The 17,587-nt window shown below is 73.0% G+C and carries 20 protein-coding genes; 9 read left to right on the top strand and 11 right to left on the bottom strand.

The annotated features are described in order from the left end of the window. Position 1: 1 nt before the first annotated feature. Entirely contained in the window at positions 2–481 is a 480-nt protein-coding gene (locus B2K11_RS14325) for a MogA/MoaB family molybdenum cofactor biosynthesis protein (RefSeq protein WP_163619064.1), read from the top strand. After that, a complete protein-coding gene (locus tag B2K11_RS14330) occupies positions 481–921 on the top strand; it encodes a molybdenum cofactor biosynthesis protein MoaE (RefSeq protein WP_163619066.1) in 441 nt (146 codons plus the stop codon). The genes B2K11_RS14325 and B2K11_RS14330 overlap by 1 nt, the downstream gene beginning before the upstream one ends. A gap of 37 nt (positions 922–958) precedes the next feature. On the opposite strand, the gene B2K11_RS14335 is transcribed toward B2K11_RS14330, so the two are convergent. From B2K11_RS14335 to B2K11_RS14365, 7 genes are all read right to left on the bottom strand, one after another. Further along, the gene (locus tag B2K11_RS14335) at positions 959–1,192 is read right to left on the bottom strand and encodes a MoaD/ThiS family protein (protein ID WP_163619068.1); all 234 of its coding nucleotides are present in this window, start codon (positions 1,190–1,192) and stop codon (positions 959–961) included. Next, positions 1,192–1,467 (bottom strand): DUF6457 domain-containing protein, encoded by a 276-nt coding sequence (locus tag B2K11_RS14340; RefSeq protein ID WP_163619070.1) that lies wholly within the window; start codon positions 1,465–1,467, stop codon positions 1,192–1,194. Before B2K11_RS14340 ends, B2K11_RS14335 begins: the two co-directional genes overlap by 1 nt. After that, positions 1,464–2,153 carry an NTP transferase domain-containing protein gene (locus tag B2K11_RS14345; protein WP_163619072.1) on the bottom strand — a complete coding sequence of 230 codons (690 nt, stop codon included), beginning with the start codon at positions 2,151–2,153 and terminating at the stop codon, positions 1,464–1,466. Before B2K11_RS14345 ends, B2K11_RS14340 begins: the two co-directional genes overlap by 4 nt. After that, positions 2,153–2,647: a cyclic pyranopterin monophosphate synthase MoaC gene (moaC, locus tag B2K11_RS14350; protein WP_163619074.1), complete on the bottom strand. Its 495-nt coding sequence runs from the start codon at positions 2,645–2,647 to the stop codon at positions 2,153–2,155. Before moaC ends, B2K11_RS14345 begins: the two co-directional genes overlap by 1 nt. Then, positions 2,644–3,888, bottom strand: a complete 1,245-nt coding sequence (gene glp, locus B2K11_RS14355) for a gephyrin-like molybdotransferase Glp (protein ID WP_163619076.1) — start codon at positions 3,886–3,888, stop codon at positions 2,644–2,646. Before glp ends, moaC begins: the two co-directional genes overlap by 4 nt. Next, complete coding sequence (locus tag B2K11_RS14360) at positions 3,885–5,033, bottom strand: ThiF family adenylyltransferase (protein WP_163619078.1); 1,149 nt, start codon at positions 5,031–5,033, stop codon at positions 3,885–3,887. Before B2K11_RS14360 ends, glp begins: the two co-directional genes overlap by 4 nt. A gap of 79 nt (positions 5,034–5,112) precedes the next feature. Beyond that, positions 5,113–6,312 (bottom strand): FAD-dependent oxidoreductase, encoded by a 1,200-nt coding sequence (locus B2K11_RS14365; protein WP_163619080.1) that lies wholly within the window; start codon positions 6,310–6,312, stop codon positions 5,113–5,115. Positions 6,313–6,519: 207 nt separating this feature from the next. Between B2K11_RS14365 and arfB the strand changes: the two genes are divergently transcribed. Beyond that, positions 6,520–6,957: an alternative ribosome rescue aminoacyl-tRNA hydrolase ArfB gene (gene arfB / locus B2K11_RS14370; protein WP_163619082.1), complete on the top strand. Its 438-nt coding sequence runs from the start codon at positions 6,520–6,522 to the stop codon at positions 6,955–6,957. Positions 6,958–6,974: 17 nt separating this feature from the next. Here the strand turns inward: arfB and B2K11_RS14375 are convergent, their stop codons facing one another. Further along, complete coding sequence (locus B2K11_RS14375; RefSeq protein ID WP_163619084.1) at positions 6,975–7,262, bottom strand: DUF1905 domain-containing protein; 288 nt, start codon at positions 7,260–7,262, stop codon at positions 6,975–6,977. 131 nt (positions 7,263–7,393) lie between these two features. Next, complete coding sequence (locus B2K11_RS14380; RefSeq protein ID WP_163619086.1) at positions 7,394–8,251, bottom strand: PHP domain-containing protein; 858 nt, start codon at positions 8,249–8,251, stop codon at positions 7,394–7,396. A gap of 162 nt (positions 8,252–8,413) precedes the next feature. Between B2K11_RS14380 and B2K11_RS14385 the strand changes: the two genes are divergently transcribed. From B2K11_RS14385 to B2K11_RS14410, 6 genes are all read left to right on the top strand, one after another. Then, positions 8,414–8,806, top strand: a complete 393-nt coding sequence (locus tag B2K11_RS14385; protein WP_163619088.1) for a TOBE domain-containing protein — start codon at positions 8,414–8,416, stop codon at positions 8,804–8,806. A gap of 1 nt (position 8,807) precedes the next feature. Next, positions 8,808–9,614 (top strand): molybdate ABC transporter substrate-binding protein, encoded by an 807-nt coding sequence (gene modA, locus B2K11_RS14390; protein ID WP_163619090.1) that lies wholly within the window; start codon positions 8,808–8,810, stop codon positions 9,612–9,614. Further along, positions 9,611–10,444, top strand: coding sequence for an ABC transporter permease (locus B2K11_RS14395; RefSeq protein WP_163619092.1), 834 nt, complete (start codon positions 9,611–9,613; stop codon positions 10,442–10,444). Before modA ends, B2K11_RS14395 begins: the two co-directional genes overlap by 4 nt. After that, positions 10,441–11,535 (top strand): ABC transporter ATP-binding protein, encoded by a 1,095-nt coding sequence (locus B2K11_RS14400; RefSeq protein ID WP_163619094.1) that lies wholly within the window; start codon positions 10,441–10,443, stop codon positions 11,533–11,535. Before B2K11_RS14395 ends, B2K11_RS14400 begins: the two co-directional genes overlap by 4 nt. 138 nt (positions 11,536–11,673) lie before the next feature. Beyond that, on the top strand, positions 11,674–12,282 hold the full coding sequence (locus B2K11_RS14405; RefSeq protein ID WP_163619096.1) for a GNAT family N-acetyltransferase: 609 nt from the start codon (positions 11,674–11,676) through the stop codon (positions 12,280–12,282). 66 nt (positions 12,283–12,348) lie between these two features. Beyond that, entirely contained in the window at positions 12,349–13,896 is a 1,548-nt protein-coding gene (locus tag B2K11_RS14410) for an SDR family oxidoreductase (RefSeq protein ID WP_163619098.1), read from the top strand. A 68-nt stretch (positions 13,897–13,964) separates the two neighbouring features. Here B2K11_RS14410 and cydC read toward each other — a convergent pair whose 3' ends face one another. After that, the gene (cydC, locus tag B2K11_RS14415) at positions 13,965–15,656 is read right to left on the bottom strand and encodes a thiol reductant ABC exporter subunit CydC (protein WP_163619100.1); all 1,692 of its coding nucleotides are present in this window, start codon (positions 15,654–15,656) and stop codon (positions 13,965–13,967) included. Next, a complete protein-coding gene (gene cydD, locus B2K11_RS14420; protein ID WP_163619102.1) occupies positions 15,653–17,458 on the bottom strand; it encodes a thiol reductant ABC exporter subunit CydD in 1,806 nt (601 codons plus the stop codon). Before cydD ends, cydC begins: the two co-directional genes overlap by 4 nt. Between the last annotated feature and the right edge of the window lie 129 nt (positions 17,459–17,587).

Consider the following 17,587-nt stretch of genomic DNA (forward strand, 5'->3'; position numbering starts at 1 on the left):
CATGACCCGCGCCGCCGTCATCACCGTCTCCGATCGCTCCGCCGAGGGCGCCCGCCCCGACGCCAGCGGGCCGATCGCGGTCTCGGCACTGCGGGAGGCGGGCTTCGACTGCGCCGACGCCGTCGTGGTGCCCGACGGTGCCGACAGCGTCGAGCGCGCGCTGACAGCCGAGGTCGTCGCGGGCGTGAAGCTGATCGTCACCACGGGTGGCACCGGCGCCTCGCCGCGCGACCAGACGCCGGAGGGCACCGCCCGCGTCGTGACCCGCCAGGTACCGGGCATCGCCGAAGAGCTGCGTCGACGGGGTGCGGCCGAGAAGCCCGCCGGCATGCTGACGCGCGGGATCGCCGGCGTCGTCGACCCGCACGGCGCGCTCGTGGTCAACCTGCCCGGGTCTCCGGGCGGCGTGACGGATGGGATGCCGGTGGTGCTGTCGGTCGCCCATCACCTGCTGGACCAGCTCGGTGGAGGGGACCACTGATGGCCGTGTCGACCGACGCCGTGCGGGTGGCTGCGATCAGCGCCGAGCCGCTCGATCTCGACGCGCACCTGCGCGCCGTCGACGATTCCCGCATGGGCGCCGTGACGACGTTCGTCGGTCGCGTACGGGATCACGATCCGGATGCCGCGGCCGCCGTCGTCGCCCTCGAGTACTCGGCGCATCCTGACGCCGAAGCCGCGCTCACCCGCCTGGCCGCCGCGGCGATCGGGGCCACCGGAGCGCTTGTCGCGGTGTCGCACCGGGTGGGCACGCTGCACGTCGGGGACGCCGCCGTCGTGATCGCGGTCGCGTCCGCCCACCGCGCCGAGGCGTTCGCGGTGTGCCGCACGCTCATCGAGACGATCAAGACCGACCTGCCGGTCTGGAAGCGCCAGGTCGAATCCGACGGCACCGCCACCTGGCTGGGCCTCGGCGGCTGAGCGCCGCGGCCGGAAGGCCCCGCACCCCGGAAGGGGATCAGCCGCCGGCGAAGGGCGGCAGCACGTCGATCAGGTCGTCGTCGCCGAGGGGCGTGTCGTCGTCGACGCGTGAGCCGCCGACGAGCACGGCGCAGCGCGGCAGGATGCCGCCCAGCCCCGGGAACTCCTCGGACACCGCGCGGCGCAGCTCTCCCAGGGTCGCCTCGGTGCGGCGCTCGGAGTCCCGGCCGGTCGCCTCCTGTGCGGCGGCGAAGTAGCGGACGACGGCCATCAGGCCTCGTGCTCCCAGTCTCGGGCGAGTTCGGTGATCGCCGCCACGGCGGATTCGATGTCGGCGGGGGATCCGCCACTGCGGCCCGCGACGAGGCCGGCGACGAAGGTACTGAAGGGCGCCGCCGGGCGTGCGACGTCGTTCGCGACGTCGCGCGCGAGATCGAGGATGAGCGACACCGGGACGTCTTCGGGCGCGAGCCCGAACCGCTCGCGCAGCACGGCCGCCCAGGCGTCGAGGGCCTCGGGGGGAAGGGTGCGGGACTGCTCGCTCATGACGACTCCTCCGGGCGTGGGTGGTGCGGTGCGGGATCGGCCTGGTGCGCGCGATCGACCTGGTGCGCGCGATCGACCCGAGCGCGGGCCTCGTTCAGATCCTCCCACGTGTCGACGTCGCGGGTCAGGTCGTCGGGCGCCGCGACGACGGCGATCGCGAGCTCGTCGGCGATCGCCCGCACCGGAAGGTCCCGTCCGCGACCGGGAAGAGCGGATGCCGCCTGCCGCAGCGCCCGCGTGCGGTAGGCGCCGGTGAGCCACTGCGGGCGGCTCGAGGCGTCGCCGAGACACACGCCGTCGGTGTCGGCGGGGAGCAGCGGGATGTCGTTCACGAGGCGGCGCACGGCCTCGCCCACGCCGGGCAGATCGCAGGCGAGCACGAGCGTCCATTCCGGGTCGGTCTCCGCCGACCACTCATCGAGCGCCGCCACGACCGCCGCGGCGGGGCCGCCGAACGGCGGGTCCTCCCGCACCCAGGCCACGGGGAGCGTCTCGTCGAGGACGGGTGCCACCACCGTGATCGGCCGGGCTCCGGCATCCGTCACCGCCGTCACCGCCGCCGCCAGCAGCGTGCTGCCGCCGACCTCGAAGAGCGGCTTCACGGCCCCGCCGACGCGCGTGCCGCGGCCGCCGGCCAGCAGGATCGCGCCGAGGCTGAGGGGCGAGTGCGGGTCGCGAACGGACATCAGCTCTCGTCCGGGCGGTGCCAGTCGCCGCTCTTGCCGCCGGTCTTCGTCACGATGCGTACGTGATCGATCGACGTGCCCTTGTCGAGCCCCTTCACCATGTCGACGACGGCGAGAGCGGCAACCGACACGGCGGTCAGCGCCTCCATCTCGACGCCGGTGCGATCGGCGGTGCGCACGGTCGCCTCGATCGCGACACCGCCGTCTTCGATGGCCAGGTCGACCGCCGCGCCGTGGACGCCGATGACATGCGCGAGCGGCAGCAGTTCGGGGGTGCGCTTGGCGGCCTGGATGCCGGCGATCCGGGCGACGGCCAGCACATCGCCCTTGGGCACGGTGCCATCGCGCAGCGCGGCGACGACGTCGGGCGCGCAGCGCACGAAGGCGCGGGCGGTGGCGGAGCGCACGGTCGGCTGCTTGAGCGTGACATCCACCATGCGCGCGTTCCCCGCGGCGTCGAGGTGGGTGAAGGTCGGCTGTTCGGGCGCACTCATGAGATCAGCATGACATCCACGACATCGCCCGCCGCCACCGCGTCGACCTCGGCGGGCACGACGGCATATGCCTCGGCGCGGCCGAGTCCGCCGGCGAGATGGGATCCGCCGCTCGTCGCCGGGATCGCGCGCCACGCGGCCGGGTCGGAGCGGTCGATCGTGACGGGCAGGTACTGGCGCCGCGCCGGCGGTGTCCGCCAGCCGGCTCCCGCCTGGAGCGCGAGGACGGGGCGGTCGATGGCCCGGCGACCCTGCAGCCGCAGCAGAACCGGCCGCACGAACACCTCGAACGAGACCGCCGCGCTCACGGGATTGCCCGGCAGCCCGAACAGCAGGGTGCCGGCCTCGAGGCGGCCGAAGCCCTGCGGCTTGCCCGGCTGCATGGCCACCTTCGAGAAGACCATGGTCCCGGCGAGCGCGGTCTTGACCACCTCGTAGGCACCGGCGCTGACGCCGCCGGAGAAGACGACCACGTCGGCGCGATCCGGCGACCGCGGATCCGTCACCTCGGCGAGCAGCGCGTCGAGGGTGTCGCCCTCGTCGGGCACGCTGGCGCGGCGCACGAGCTGGGCTCCGGCCTCCGTGGCGAGGATGGCGAGGAGCACGCTGTTCGACTCGGGGATCTGACCTCGGCGCAGGGGAGAGCCGGGCTCGACGAGCTCGCTGCCCGTCGAGATGACGGCGACGCGGGGACGCCGTGAGACGACGACCTCGGCGACGCCCGCCGCCGCGGCGGCGGCCAGCTGCAGCGGGCCGAGCAGTTCTCCGGCGGAGAGCACCTCGTCGCCGGCGCGGGCGTCCTCCCCGGCGCGACGGATGTGGGCGCCCACGGCACGCGGGACCCTCTGCACAGCGATCGAGCCGAGGGAGTCCGCGAGCCCACCGGCGGTGTCCTCGAACGGCACGATGGCGTCGGCGTCAGTCGGGACCGCCGACCCGGTCATGATGCGGGCGGCCTCACCAGGAGCGAGTGCCGGGTCGGCGTCGGTGCCGGCGGGCAGGTCCGCGACGACGCGGAGGGTCGCCGGGGTGACGGGGTCGGCATCCGCGACATCCGCGAAGCGGACGGCGAACCCGTCCATCGCCGAGTTGTCGAAGACCGGGATGTCGACGGCGGCACGCACCGGTTCACGCAGCGTGCGACCGTGGGCGGCGGCAAGGGTGACGCGCTCTGACTCCAGCGGCTCGGCGGCCGCGAGCGCGTCGGCGAGGTGCTCCTCGACGGTGCGCAAGCCGCTCACGCGCCGACCGCCGTGCGCGCTCCGTCGCGGGTCCACGCGTCGATGCCGCCGGCGAGGACGGATGCCTCGATCCCTGCGCCGCGCAGGGCCACTGCCGCGCGCTGCGCGCGCATGCCGACCTGGCACACCACCACCACGCGGGAAGCCTCCACTCGTCGCGGCTCGGCGAGCACGTCGCCGAGCGGCAGCAGCATCGAGCCGGGGATGACGCCGCGCGCGGTCTCGAAAGGCTCGCGCACATCCAGCAGCACGGCGCCGGCACGCTGGGCGGCGAGGGCTTCGGCCGGGCTCAGCTGCGGGATGCTCGGCGGGCCGGCCGGTGAGGGAGCGGGGGCTGCTGACGGATCGGCGACGACGGCCTCGCCGGCCCGGTGCGTGGCGGCGGGACGCAGCGGCACCTCGTCGGTCCGGCCGCGGAGGGCGTCGAGCACCAGCACGCGTCCGAGGAGCGGCTCGCCGATGCCCGTGACGAGCTTGATGGCCTCTGTGGCCAGAAGTGCGCCGACCTGCAGGCAGAGCGCGCCGAGCACGCCGACCTGTGCGCAGGTGGGGGCCTCGCGTCCGGCATCCGGAGGGTAGAGATCCGCGAGGCGGACGGGCGTCGCGCCGGCGGGAGGCGCCGACCAGAAGACCGTCGCCTGTGCGTGGAACTCCTGCACGACGCCCCACACGAGCGGTACGCCGAGGTGCTCGCACGCGGCGGCCACCGCCTCGCGGGTCTCGAACGTGTCGGTGCCGTCGATGACGACGTGCGCGCCGGCGAGGAGGTCGCGGGCGTTGGCCGGCGTGAGCACCGCCTGCACCGGCCGCACCAGGGTGGTGGGCGAGAGGTCGGCGGCGATGCGGACGGCGGAGTCGACCTTGGCCGCACCGACATCGCCGACACGGTGCATCACCTGCCGTTGCAGATTGGATGCCTCGACCAGGTCGTCGTCGATCACGGTGATGGTGCCGACTCCGGCGGCCGCGAGGGCCAGCACGGCGGGCGAGCCGAGACCGCCTGCCCCCACGACCGCGATATGGGCGGCGGCGAGGCGGCGCTGTGCGAGATCGCCGAAGCCGGCGAGCACGCGGTGGCGCGCGGTGCGCGTGCGTTCGGCGTCGCTCAGCTCGGCGAGGGGCTCGACGAGTGGGGGAAAGGCCATATCCACAGGCTACGCCGCGCGCATCGGTGGCCGGCCGCCGCTCGCCCGTTCGCCCCCTGCCGCACCGACCGCGGTCGGGTCAGACGCGCCCGGTCAGGATGAGATTCCAGTAGACCCAGGGCAGAACGTGCCGGTCGAAGATCCACGAGAGCCGGCTCTCCCGGTACATCCGCCGGAAGAACGGGATCGTCGGCTTCTGCTTGCCCGTGTCGTCGAACTCCGCCCACACGACCGTCGACCGCGAGACGGTGAACGGGCACACCGCGTAGCCGTCGTAGCTCGCCTTCGGCTCCTTCCCTCGGAGCACCCTCGAGAGGTTCTTGGCGAGCACCCACGTCTGCTTGCGCAGCGCGCCCCCGCACTTCGAGTTGGTGGTCGCGGCGGCGTCGCCGAGAGCCCAGACCTGGGGGAAGCGCGGATGCCGCAGCGTCCTCGGGTCGACCTCCACGAACCCTCCCGATGACCCCGGCGCCGGCAGCACCGACGCCTTGAGCCAATCCGGTGCGGACTGCGGCGGTTCGACGTTGAGCACGTCGTAGTGCAGGTGCTCGGGCCCGTCCGGACCGCCGATCACGACCTCCTGTGCCGCGGGGTCCACCCGGAGGAGCACCGAGCGGGTGCGCAGCTCGATGCCGTACTCCTCGATCTTGCGTTCGAGCTCGCGATCGAACGGCGGGATGAACGCGGTCTCCGTCGGCACGACCATCACGACTCGGATCTTGTCCAGCACCCCGGTGGCCCGCCAGTAGTCGCACGCCTGATACATCGGCTTCTGTGCGGCTCCCGCGCACGAGGCAGGCCCGTCGGGCTGAGTGAAGACGACCGTGCCCTCCTTCAGGTCGCGCAGGAGCAGCGACGCCTTCTGCGCCAGCTCCAATTCGTAATGGGATGCCGCTGCCGGCGTCTGCATCGCCTCGGCCAGCCCCGGCAGGCGGTCCCAGTCGAGCTGGATGCCCGGACACACGATGAGCTGGTCGAAGGTGACGCGGTCACCGCTCTCGAGCACGACGGCGTTCGCGTCGGGCTGGACGGCGGTGACGGCATCCAGAATCCACCCCACTCCTCTCGGCATCACCTCTCGCTGCGGGCGTACGGTGATGCCGGCGCGTGCGGTGCCGCCGGCGACATGCGAGAACAGCGGCTTGTACACGTGCTGCTCGCGCGGTTCGATGATGGCGATGTCGTCGACGCCGGAGCGACGCAGTCGCGCAGCGACCGAGATGCCGCCGTTGCCCCCGCCGATCACCACCACCTGATGATGCGCCTGCTGCTCGGACATGGTCCCTCCCCTCGCATGGCGGCACCCGCTGACCGCGATCGGCGGCTGTCGCGTCTGAGATCTCCCTGCAGGCGAGACTAGGCAGGCACCTGCAAGAAGAGAGGGGGCTTGCGCAGCTGCCAACGGTCGCACGAAGATGCCGGGCCCGACCCGTCGGGAACCGGAACGTGCCCCGACGTGTGCTCAGCCGGGGAGGAAGATGGAGGCATGCCTGCCCCTCATCGCCCTGGCCTTCGGATCGGCCATGGGGTCACGATCCCCGAGTCCGAGCTGACCTGGCGGTTCTCGCGGTCATCCGGCCCCGGCGGGCAGGGGGTGAACACGGCAGACTCGCGGGCGGAACTGGTGTGGGACGCCTCGCGTTCGGCGGTGCTCTCCCCGCATCAACGCGAGAGGCTGCTCGAGCGGCTGAGCGGCCGGCTGGTCGACGGAGTGCTGACGATCGCGGCATCCGAGCATCGCGCGCAATTGCGGAACAGGGATGCCGCGCGCGCACGGCTCGCGGCGGTCGTCGCCGACGCGCTCCGGCCGCCTTCGCCGTCGCGACGACCCACGAAGCCGACGCGGGGCGCCAAGGAACGGCGATTGGGTGAGAAGAAGCGGCGCACCGACGTCAAGCGGCTGCGGCGACCACCCGTGGACTGACGACGCCGGCATCGGCGTTAGGAGCGGCGCCGGGTGAGGTGGACGTCCACGGAGTCGCCGTCGGTCTTGCCGATCGCTCTTCTGACCTCGGCGTTGATCGGCAGCTTGTGCGTCCCGTCGCCCAGGGCCATGAAGGCCCCCTCGAACGGGTGCCCGTCCACGGTGCCCGCCACCTTGACGAGTCCGCGGGTGCCGAAGATGGTGGCGGAGTCGGGCAGCTTCACGCAGGTCCAGGTGTCTCCCGGCTGAGCTTTGCCGAGCGTCGCGGTGAAGCGGATATCCAGGGGGCCGGTGTGGTCCGACATGATGGCTCCAATCTCAGCCGCCGCAGCTGTGAAGAGTATGGCCCGGGCGACGGCCGTTCACTGGGATGACGATCGGACGTCGTCCCGATCGACAGTCTCTCTCCGCCGGTGCACCTCGCGCGCCTTTCAGGTCAGCGGATCCAGAAGTCCTCGGCGCGGGCGCCCGGCCGGAATCCGAAGTGCTCGAGCATCGCCGTCGCCTCCGGGAAATGAGCGGCGAGCATGTCGGGTCCGTGGGCGTCGCTGCCGAACGTGACGGCACGTCCGCCTTCCTCCGCCCACCACTGCGGGATCCACGGCCAGAGCCGCCGGGTGTTCATCTCGAGGGCCCGGTCCGACTCCGCGATCGCGCGCATCCCAGCCCGGAACCCGTCTTCGAACCTGCGGGGATCGAAGGGTCCTGCGGTCGCGACCGGCCAGGAGCGCACGGCGTAATCGATGTGCGTGAACACCGCAAAGGAATCCGACCCGGCGACCATGCGCGGGATCTCCTCGAGATACCTCCACATCACGTCGTCCGCCGGCATGTGGCGGTACAACGTGGTCGGCTCGGTACGGTCGACGCCGTCGAAGGGGAGCATGTGCAATGACCCGTTGACGCGATCGATCGTCCCACTGGAGAGCAGATCTGCGGCGTGCGCGTCGCGCAGGTGCGGCTGCCCGAACTCCACGCCCGTGAGGATGCGCAGTTCGGGGAAGTCGTGGCGGCACCGTTCGATCGCCGTGAGATAGCCCTCGACGTCGAAGTCGGGCAGCCGCGCATGGCCGCTCTCGTCGACGTACTTCTGAGCGTGCTCTCCGATGTCGCCGTGGTGGACTCTCCAGTCGTGCTCGAAGTCGAGGTGCTCGGTGAACACGATCGCCGGGAGTCCGATCCGGATCGCGCGCTCGCAGGTGCGGACCATTGAGCCTCGGGAGGCCGGATCCGAGCCCCAGTCCCACGACCACTCGCTGTGCACATGAGCGTCGGCCGGAAGAGTCGCCGTCATCTCGCCGAGAGTACTCCCGGCCCCGGTGCACCCTGCAGCGTCGTGACTCCCAAGCGTGCGTGGCAGTTCGGGTGCCGCGAATTGTGGCTTCCGGCACCCGCCATCCGCTTTTGCGGCGAAAACCTCTCGGACAACCCGCATGCGCGGTGATAGCGTGGCGCTGTGGCGAGCTACAAGATCTCCGAGGCTGCACGGCTGCTCGCGGTGAGCGACGACACCGTGCGCCGGTGGATCGATTCCGGGGCACTGCCGACGACCGGGGCCTCGCCGATCGAGATCCCCGGAGACGCGCTCGCAGCCCGAGCGGTGGAGTTGGCCGCGGCTCCGGGCGACCCTGCCGACGTGCTCTCGAGCGCACGCAATCGCTTCGTCGGACTCGTCACGCGGGTGCAGATCGACGGCGTCATGGCGCAGGTCGACATCCAGTCCGGTCCGCACCGCGTGGTCTCGCTCATGTCGTCCGAGGCGGTGCGCGAGTTGGAACTCGAGCCCGGCTCGCTCGCCGTCGCCGTGGTCAAGGCGACCACGGTGATCGTCGAGACCCCGAAGGCCTGACGTGCGCCACGGCTCCGTCGTCCGCACCGCACTGGTCGCCACGGCGCTCGCGCTCGGGCTTGCGGGCTGCGCGGCAAGCTCCGCACAGGACCCCGGCGTGAGCTCTCCGGCGCCCGTCTCGGGGGAGCCGGAGCTCTCCGGCGAGCTCAGCGTGTACGCGGCCGCATCGCTGCAGGCGGCGTTCGACGAGCTGGCGGCGCAGTTCGAGCAGCGGCATCCGTCCCTCGATGTGCATCCGCTCACCTACGACGGCTCGTCGACGCTCGCCACCCAGATCGTGGAGGGGGCACCCGCCGATGTCTTCGCGTCGGCGGACGAGAGGAACATGCAGAAGGTCGTCGACGCGGACCTTGCGAGCGAGCCGGAGCTGTTCGCGACGAACACGCTGACGCTGGTGGTCCCCGCGGGCGATCCCGGCGGAGTCGACGGCCTCGACGACCTCGCCGATCCCGATCTGACAGTGGTGCTGTGCGCCGTCGAGGCGCCGTGCGGGGCGGCATCGGCGACGCTCCTCTCGGACGCCGGGGTGAAGGCGAGCGTCGACAGCTACGAGCAGAACGTCACCGCCGTCCTCACGAAGGTGGCTGCGGGCGAGGCAGACGCGGGCCTGGTGTACGTGACGGATGCCTCGACCACGAGCGCCGTCGACGCGATAGAGGTCGACGGGGGTGAGGACGTGGTGAACCGGTACCCGATCGTCACGTTGACGGACGCGGCGAACCCGCGGGCAGCCGACGCCTTCGTACGGTTCGTGCTCGGTGACGAGGCCCGGCGGGTGCTCTCCGATCTCGGCTTCGGAGCGCCGTGACGGTCGCCGCGGCGCGCGACGCCCGCACGCACGAGGAGCGGGCCGGGTTCGTGCCCCGCGTGCTCGCCGTCCCGGCGCTCATCGGGCTGGCACTGCTGGTGCTCCCGCTCGGCGCCCTCGTGCTCCGGGTCGAGTGGTCGACACTGTGGACGGACGTCACCTCGCCGCAGGCGCTGTCGGCACTCGGCCTCTCGCTCGCGACCGGTGCCGTCGCGACGACGGTGTGCGTCGTCCTGGGGGTGCCGCTCGCGCTCCTGATCGCCCGGAGCACCGTGCGGACGGCGGCCGTGCTGCGAGCCCTCGTGACGGTGCCGCTCGTGCTGCCGCCCATGGTCGGCGGCGTCGCGATGCTGTTCCTCTTCGGTCGCACGAGCTGGCTGGGCGGGATCCTCGCGGAGTGGGGCATCCGCATCCCGTTCACGACCACTGCCGTCGTCCTCGCGCAGACCTTCGTCGCTCTGCCGTTCCTCGTGCTCGCCCTCGAAGGGGCGCTGCGTTCCACCGGCACCGGTTTCGAGCAGGCGGCGGCGGGTCTGGGCGCGGGGCGTTGGACGATCCTCGCCCGCGTGACCCTCCCGCTCGCCGCCCCCGGCCTCGTCGCGGGCATCGTGCTGTGCTTCGCCCGCGCGATCGGCGAGTTCGGCGCGACGGCCCTCTTCGCCGGCAACGCGCCGGGCGTGACGCAGACCATGCCGCTCGCGATCTACACGGCCTTCAACGGCGCCGGCGTCTCGCAGGGCACCGCCGTGGCGCTCTCGCTGCTGCTGCTCGTGACCGCCGTCGGCGTACTGCTGCTGGTGCGGGCCTGGCGCGCGGAGGCCCCGCGATGAGTGCTGCGGGCACGCCGTCCGCAGCCGACCCTGCCGGACTCGACGCGCGCGTCCGGGTCCAGCACGGCGCGTTCGCGCTCGATGTGGCGCTCAGCGTGCCGGTGGGCGAGGTGGTGGCGCTCATGGGTCCGAGCGGCGCCGGAAAGTCGACGCTGCTCGGCGTGCTCGCCGGGCTGACCGGGTTCGACGAGGGAGAGGTCCGGCTGCACGGCCGGCTGCTCGACCGGCGCACCCACGATCGCACGTCGTCCCGGCAGACCGCGCCGGCGGCGCGCGGGGTGGTGCTGCTCGGTCAGGATCCGCGCCTCTTCCCTCACCTCACCGCGCACGGCAACGTGGCGTTCGGGCTGCGCGTGCACGGCGCCACGAAGGCTGCGGCGGCGGCCGGGGCCGCCGACTGGCTCCGACGTGTCGGGCTCGACGGCCTGGGTGAACGGCGACCTTCACAGCTGTCGGGCGGCCAGCAGCAGCGCGTCGCGCTGGCGCGGGCGCTCGCGACGTCGCCCGCCGCGATCCTGCTCGACGAGCCGCTGACGTCGCTCGACACCGAGACCGCGGGTGACGTGCGCGCCCTGCTGCACCAGCAGCTCGCGGCGACGCGCACGACGGCCGTCGTGGCCACCCACGACGCGGTGGACGCGGTCGCTCTCGCGACCCGCCTCGTCGTGCTCGAGGACGGCCGCGTCACGCAGACCGGGCCGGTCCGCGAAGTGCTGGCCTCCCCGGCGACGCGGTTCGCCGCGGCGGTCGCTGGGCTGAACCGCGTCGTCGGGACCCTCGAACCCGCAGACTCGGCCTGGCGTGCCGGAGACCTGGTGCTGCCCCACCCGGCCGGGTGGCGGCAGCCGTCTCTTGTCGCGGTATTCCGGCCGAGCGCCGTCCGAGTGATCGACGGGCCGCCCCGCGCCGCGGGGGAGTGGACAGCACGCATCGTGCGCCTCGAGCAGACGCCCGCCGGGGTGCGGATGCGCACCGCCGATCCCGACGTCGCGGTGGACGTCGCCGCCGACGGCGCCGCGGGGCTCGCGCCCGGCGACACGATCACGCTGCGCGTGGACCCGGCCGATGTGCGAGTGGTCGTCGAGCACTGAGCCTCCCGCACACTCAGAGCGTTTCGTCTCGCTCGTTCCTCGCTCGCTCAACGACCGGGAGAGGGACCGCCGGGGCGGGACGCTTCGTCAACGACCCGGGCCAAGACAGCTGTCCGACGCATCTCATAGACTCGCCCGGTGACGCGCATCCGCCCCTTCCGCCCCGGTGACGAACCCGCTCTCGTCGACATCTGCCTGAAGACAGCGGATGCCGGAGCCGACGCGACCGGCATCCTCGATGACGACGAGCTCTGGGCCGAGATCTTCGTCCTGCCCTACGCGGCGCGTCACCCCGAGTTCGCCTTCGTGGTCGAAGCGGACGACGGCCGCGTCGTCGGCTACATCGTGGGCACGCCCGACTCCGCGGCGTTCGAGGAGTGGTTCCGTGCCGAGTGGTGGCCTCGGCACGCCGAGCGCTGGCCGCGACCGCAGAGCGGTCAGGCCGCCACCGCCTCGCGCCAGGACGGCATCCTCCGCTACGCGTATTCCCGCGCGGGCGGGGCGCAGCCGTTCGGTGACGAGTACCCGGCGCACCTGCATATCGACCTGCTGCCGGAGACGCAGGGCCAGGGTCTCGGCCGCCGGCTCATCGAGACGCTCGAAGACGCGCTCCGGAAGGCGGGCGTTCCCGGGCTCCACCTCGTCGCCTCGGCCGACAACACCGGCGCCATCGCCTTCTACCCGCGCGTCGGGTTCGAGCCGCTGCCGTCGCCCGAGGGCATCCAGGTCTTCGCGACGCGCCTCTGACTACGCCACGGCCGACCGGACGTCAACCCGTGCGGCTGCGGAGTGCGCCCGCGTAGTCTGCCCCCCGTGGACGATGTCTCGGCGCCGACCGGCCATGAGCCGGATCTCCTGGCGCTGACGCGCCCCGACGGCACCGTGCCACGTGCCCTCGTCCTCGGGGCGACGGGGTACATCGGCGGGAGGCTCGTGCCGCGGCTGCTGAACGCCGGCTACGCGGTCCGCGCGCTCGCTCGCGACCCTGCCCGGGCGGCGGCCTTCCCCTGGGGCGACCGCGTCGAGATCGTCCGCGGCGACGCTGCCGCTGAGGGCCCGGTGCATGAGGCCATGCGCGACGTCGACGTGGTGTTCTACCTCGTCCACTCGATGTCGGGCGGCAAGCGGTTCGCCGACACCGACCGCCGTGCGGCCGAGACCGTCGCGCAGGCGGCGGCCGCGGCATCCGTGGATCGCATCGTGTATCTGGGCGGCCTGCACCCGACCGGGGTGGCGCTCTCGCCGCATCTGCAGTCGCGCGTCGAAGTCGGGCGGACGTTCCTCGAGAGCGCCGTGCCGACGATCGTGCTGCAGGCGGGCGTCGTCATCGGCTCGGGATCGGCGTCGTTCGAGATGGTGCGCCATCTCACCGAGGTGCTGCCGTACATGCCCGCGCCGAGGTGGGTGCGCAACCGCATCCAGCCCATCGCCGTGCGCGACGTGCTGCACTATCTGCTCGGCGCCGCACGACTGCCGGCCGACGTGAACCGGGCCGTCGACATCGGCGGACCCGATGTGCTGCGGTACGGGCAGATGATGAACGGCTATGCCGTCGAGGCAGGGCTGCGGCAGCGTGCCATCGCCGCGCTGCCGGTGCTGACGCCCCGACTGGCGTCGCACTGGGTGAATCTCGTGACACCGATCCCGCGGTCGATCGCGCGGCCTCTCGTCGAGTCGCTGCAGAACGAGTGCATCATGAAGGACCACGCGGTCGACGCGCTCATCCCGCCGCCGGAGGGTGGTCTCACGTCGTACCGCACGGCGGTGCAGCTGGCGCTGGGCAAGCTCGAGACCGACGCGATCGAGACCAGCTGGCAGGATGCCGGCGTGCTGGGCGCGCCCAGCGACCCGCTGCCGAACGATCCCGACTGGGCCGGGCGCGTGGTGTTCAGCGACATCCGCACCACGCACAGTCCGGCATCCCCCGAGGCGCTCTGGCGCGTCATCGTCGGGATCGGCGGCGAGAACGGCTGGTACTCCTCGCCGGTGCTCTGGGCCGTCCGCGGCTGGATGGACCGCCTCGTCGGCGGCATCGGCCTCGCGCGCGGTCGTCGCAGCCGCGACCGGCTGGCAGTGGGGGACGCGCTCGACTTCTGGCGCGTCGAGGCGCTGGAGCCGGGACGGATGCTGCGCCTCCGCGCCGAGATGAAGGTTCCGGGTCTCGCGTGGCTCGAGTTGCGGGCGTCGGCCGACGAGGTGAGCGGCGGTTCACGGTACGACCAGCGCGCCCTGTTCTTCCCGCGCGGCCTTGCCGGGCGCCTGTACTGGCTCGCCGTCCTGCCGTTCCATGGGTTCATCTTCGCGGGGATGGCGCGGCGCATCACCGCGACGGCAGCGGGCGGCACCGTCGGCGAACCCTGAGCCGCGCCGGCCGTCGCGCCGCGAGGATCCGCCGAGAGGCTCGATCCGGGGCCGGGGTGGGTCGCCGCTCAGGCGGTGATGCGGCCGTCCTCGAGCCGCACCACACGGTCGACCAGCCCGTCCGGCACCGCGACGTGCGAGATCAGCACCACCGCCTGGTCGTCCCGCACGGCGCTCAGCAGGTCGACGAGGAGCCGATCGGATGCCTCGGGGTCGACGCCCGCGGTCGGCTCGTCGAGCACGAGCACGGGGAAGCCCCGCAGCAGGGCCCGGGCCAGCGCGATGCGCTGCGCCTGACCGCCCGACACGAGCGCGCCGCGTTCCCCGACGCGGGCGCCGAGTCCGCCGCGTTCCCGCAACCACGCATCCAGTCCGACGCGGGCGAGCGCCGCCTCGAGCTCGGCATCCGTTGCGGTCTCTCGCGCGAACAGGAGGTTCTGCCGGATGTCTTCGTCGAAGAGCATCGGATGCTGCTCGCACAGGCCGACGGTCAGCCGCACGTCGTCGGGCGACAGGCCGTGCACCGACCGGGGCCCGATGTCGTAGCCGCCGTCCGTGTCGAGGAACCGCACGAGGGCATGCGCCAGCGTGCTCTTGCCCGCCCCGCTCGCCCCGATGACCAGCACGCGCTCGCCCGGCCGGATCGCGAGGTCGATGTCGTGGAGCGAGGCCTGCGCCGCGCCCGGCCAGCGCACGTCCGCCGACTGCAGCCGGATGCCGTCGCCCAACTCCGGAGCATCGCCCGTGGCGGGGGTGGACTCGGGCGCGAGTTCGGCCGGCGGTGTCGCGGGCAGCGCGCCCGCGACACGCTCGGCCGAGGCCCGCACCTGCCGCCAGGCGGAGGCGGCCATCGGCACGGCGGCGAACACCTCGAACACGGCCATCGGCACCAGCACGACCACGGCGAGCGATGGTCCGGTCAGAGCGCCGGATGCCACGCCCGGCGCGGCGACCAGCACCGCCGCGATCGACGCGGCACCGGCGAGCAGCGAGACGAGGGCCGTGGTTCCCGCCTGGGCTCCGGAGCGACGGACGATGGCGCGTCGGAGGTCGGCGTCGGCGCGGGCGATCCGCTCGCGGCTCTGCGCTTCGGCGCCGAACGCGGCGAGCACATCGATGCTGCCGATGTGGTCGAGCACGGCGTCGGCGAGGGCGCCGCGCAACGGCGAGATGTCGCGCTCGGCGCGGGCTCCCGACATCCATCCCCACAGCGTCGCGATCGCCGCCGCGACCGCGAGGCACGCGAGCAGGGTGAGCGCGGCCGGCCACCACACGAACGCCACGAGCACGACGGCGCCGAGCGCGACGAGCGCCGACGCGACGAGCGGCTGCACCACGCGCAGCGGCAGATTCTGCAGCTCGTCGACGTCGTCCACGAGCGTGCCCAGCACCGAGCCCCTGCGGGTGCGCGCCAGGCCGTCGGGCGCCAGCGGAACGAGGCGGCGCACGAGGTCGGCGCGGGTCGAGGCGAGCTGCCGCAGCGCGGCGTCGTGGCCGGTGAGCCGCTCCAGGTAGCGGAACGAGGCGCGCGAGATCGCGAAGAACCGCACGCCGACCACCGCCGCCGACAGGTACAGCACGGGCGGCTGTTCACTCGCGCGCACGATGAGCCACGCGCTCACCGCGAGCAGCGCCACGGCGGACGCCTCGGACGCGAACCCCGCGGCCAGCGCCCATCCGAACCGCCGCGCCGGCGGCATCGCGCCGCGCAGCACCGCCCTCGGAGTCCCCGCCCCACCGCTTCCCGGGGGCGTGGTCATGCGAGGACCTCGATCGGTTCGAGGCGGACGACGGTATCCGCGATCTGGCGGGCGGACGTCCGGTGCGAGATCAGAAGCACCGTCGCGCCCTCGTCGGCGAGGTGACGGATACCGCGCCACAGGCGAGCCTCTGTGTCGGGGTCGAGCGCCGAGCTGGGCTCGTCCAGCGCGATCAGCGTGCCGGTCGTGCCGCTCGGCGGCGTATCGAGCGACAACTGCGGCTGCGCGATGCCGCGCAGGTGCCGGTAGAACGCGCGGGCGACCGCGACGCGCTGCGCCTGCCCGCCCGAGAGGCCCGACCCCTGGACGCCGAGCTCCTGCGCGGGGTCGAGGCTGCCGGCGCACGCGAGGTCGAGCGCGGCGCGCACGGTGGAGGCCTCCGGCGCCGGGTCGCCGAGGGTGACGTTGTCCGCGATCGTGCCCGCGAGGAGGCCGGGCCGCTGGCCCGCCCAGGCGAGCCACTCCGACGGTGCGAGGTCGCGGATGTCGGTGCCCGCCCACGTCGCCGCTCCATCGAATGTCGCGGCTCCGCGCAGGGCGGCGAACACGCTGGACTTGCCGGCGCCGCTGGGTCCCTCGATGAGCGTCACGGTGCCCGGGGTCGCCGTCAGGTCGACGGGAGGCAGCATCCGGTCTCCGCGGCGCACGCGCAGGGCTGAGAGCTCGAGAAGATGGCCGCCGGCGGTCGGGCGCGGGGGCAGAGGGTTCCGGTGCGTTCCGGGCGTTTCGTCTCGCTCGTTCCTCGCTCGCTCAACGACCGGAAGTTGGGCCTGGCCGATCGCTGCCTGAGCCCGGCCGGCGCCGCGCTGCCGGGCGGCATCCAGCACGTCGAACACATCGTCGGTCGCGGCGATGCCCTCGGCCGCCGCGTGGAACTGCACGCCGACCTGCCGGAGCGGCAGGTACGCCTCGGGCGCCAGCAGCAGCACGAACAGGCCGACCGCGAGTGTGAGCGACCCGTCGATGAGGCGGAACCCGATCGACACCGCGACGATCGCGACCGAGATCGACGCGAGGAACTCCAGTGCGAAGCCCGACAGGAACGACACGCGCAGCACGCGCATGGTCTCGCGGCGGTAGTCGTCGGTGACGCGCTCGATGGATGCCGCGGCGCGGTGCTGGCGGCCGAACACCTTGAGCGTCGACAGCCCCTGCACGGTGTCGGCGAAGCGCGAGGCCAGGCGCTGCAGGGTCTGCCACTGCCCCTGCTGCACCGTGCGTGTCGCAAGGCCGATGAGCACCATGAAGATCGGGATGAGAGGGAGGGTGAGCACCACCGTCAGCCCCGAGATCCAGTCCTGCCACCACATCACTGCGACGATCAGCGGCGTCGCCACGATCGTCTGCACCAGCTGCGGCAGGTACCGGCCGAAGTACGCCTCGAGCGCGTCGAGGCCGCGCCCCGCGGTGATCGCGAGGGCGGCGGAGTTGCGGGAGCCGAGCCACCCCGGCCCGAGGACGCCGATCGCCGCGACGAGCGCCGTGCGCAGCTGCGTCTGCACTCCCGCCGCAGCGCGGGCGGCGACCGCCTCGCGGGCCCACAGCAGCACGGCACGCAGCGCGACCGCGAGGGCGAGGGCGCCGAGCGTGGGCAGGAGGTCGGCCGGCGGCATCCCGTCGATCGCTCCGGTGATCGCGCGCGTCAGCAGCCACGCGAACGCGACGATCACGGCCGTCTGAGCGACGGCGATCGCACCGATCGCGACGAAGAACCACCGCGAGGCGCTCGCATACCTCAAGAGCCGCGGGTCGACAGGCTTGCCCGAGGTCTGGCCCGGGCCGCCGCCGTTGTTCTCGTCCATCGCTCCTCCGACCCTACCGATCCGCCCCGCGCTCCCCTCCCACCCCGTTCACTTGCGCTGAACGTACGGGATGCGGTGCATTTCGCGGACGTTCAGCGCAAGTGAACTGGTCACGACGAGGGGGACGGA

The organism is Microbacterium sp. B35-30 (genome assembly GCF_010634855.1).
GTDB lineage: Bacteria > Actinomycetota > Actinomycetes > Actinomycetales > Microbacteriaceae > Microbacterium.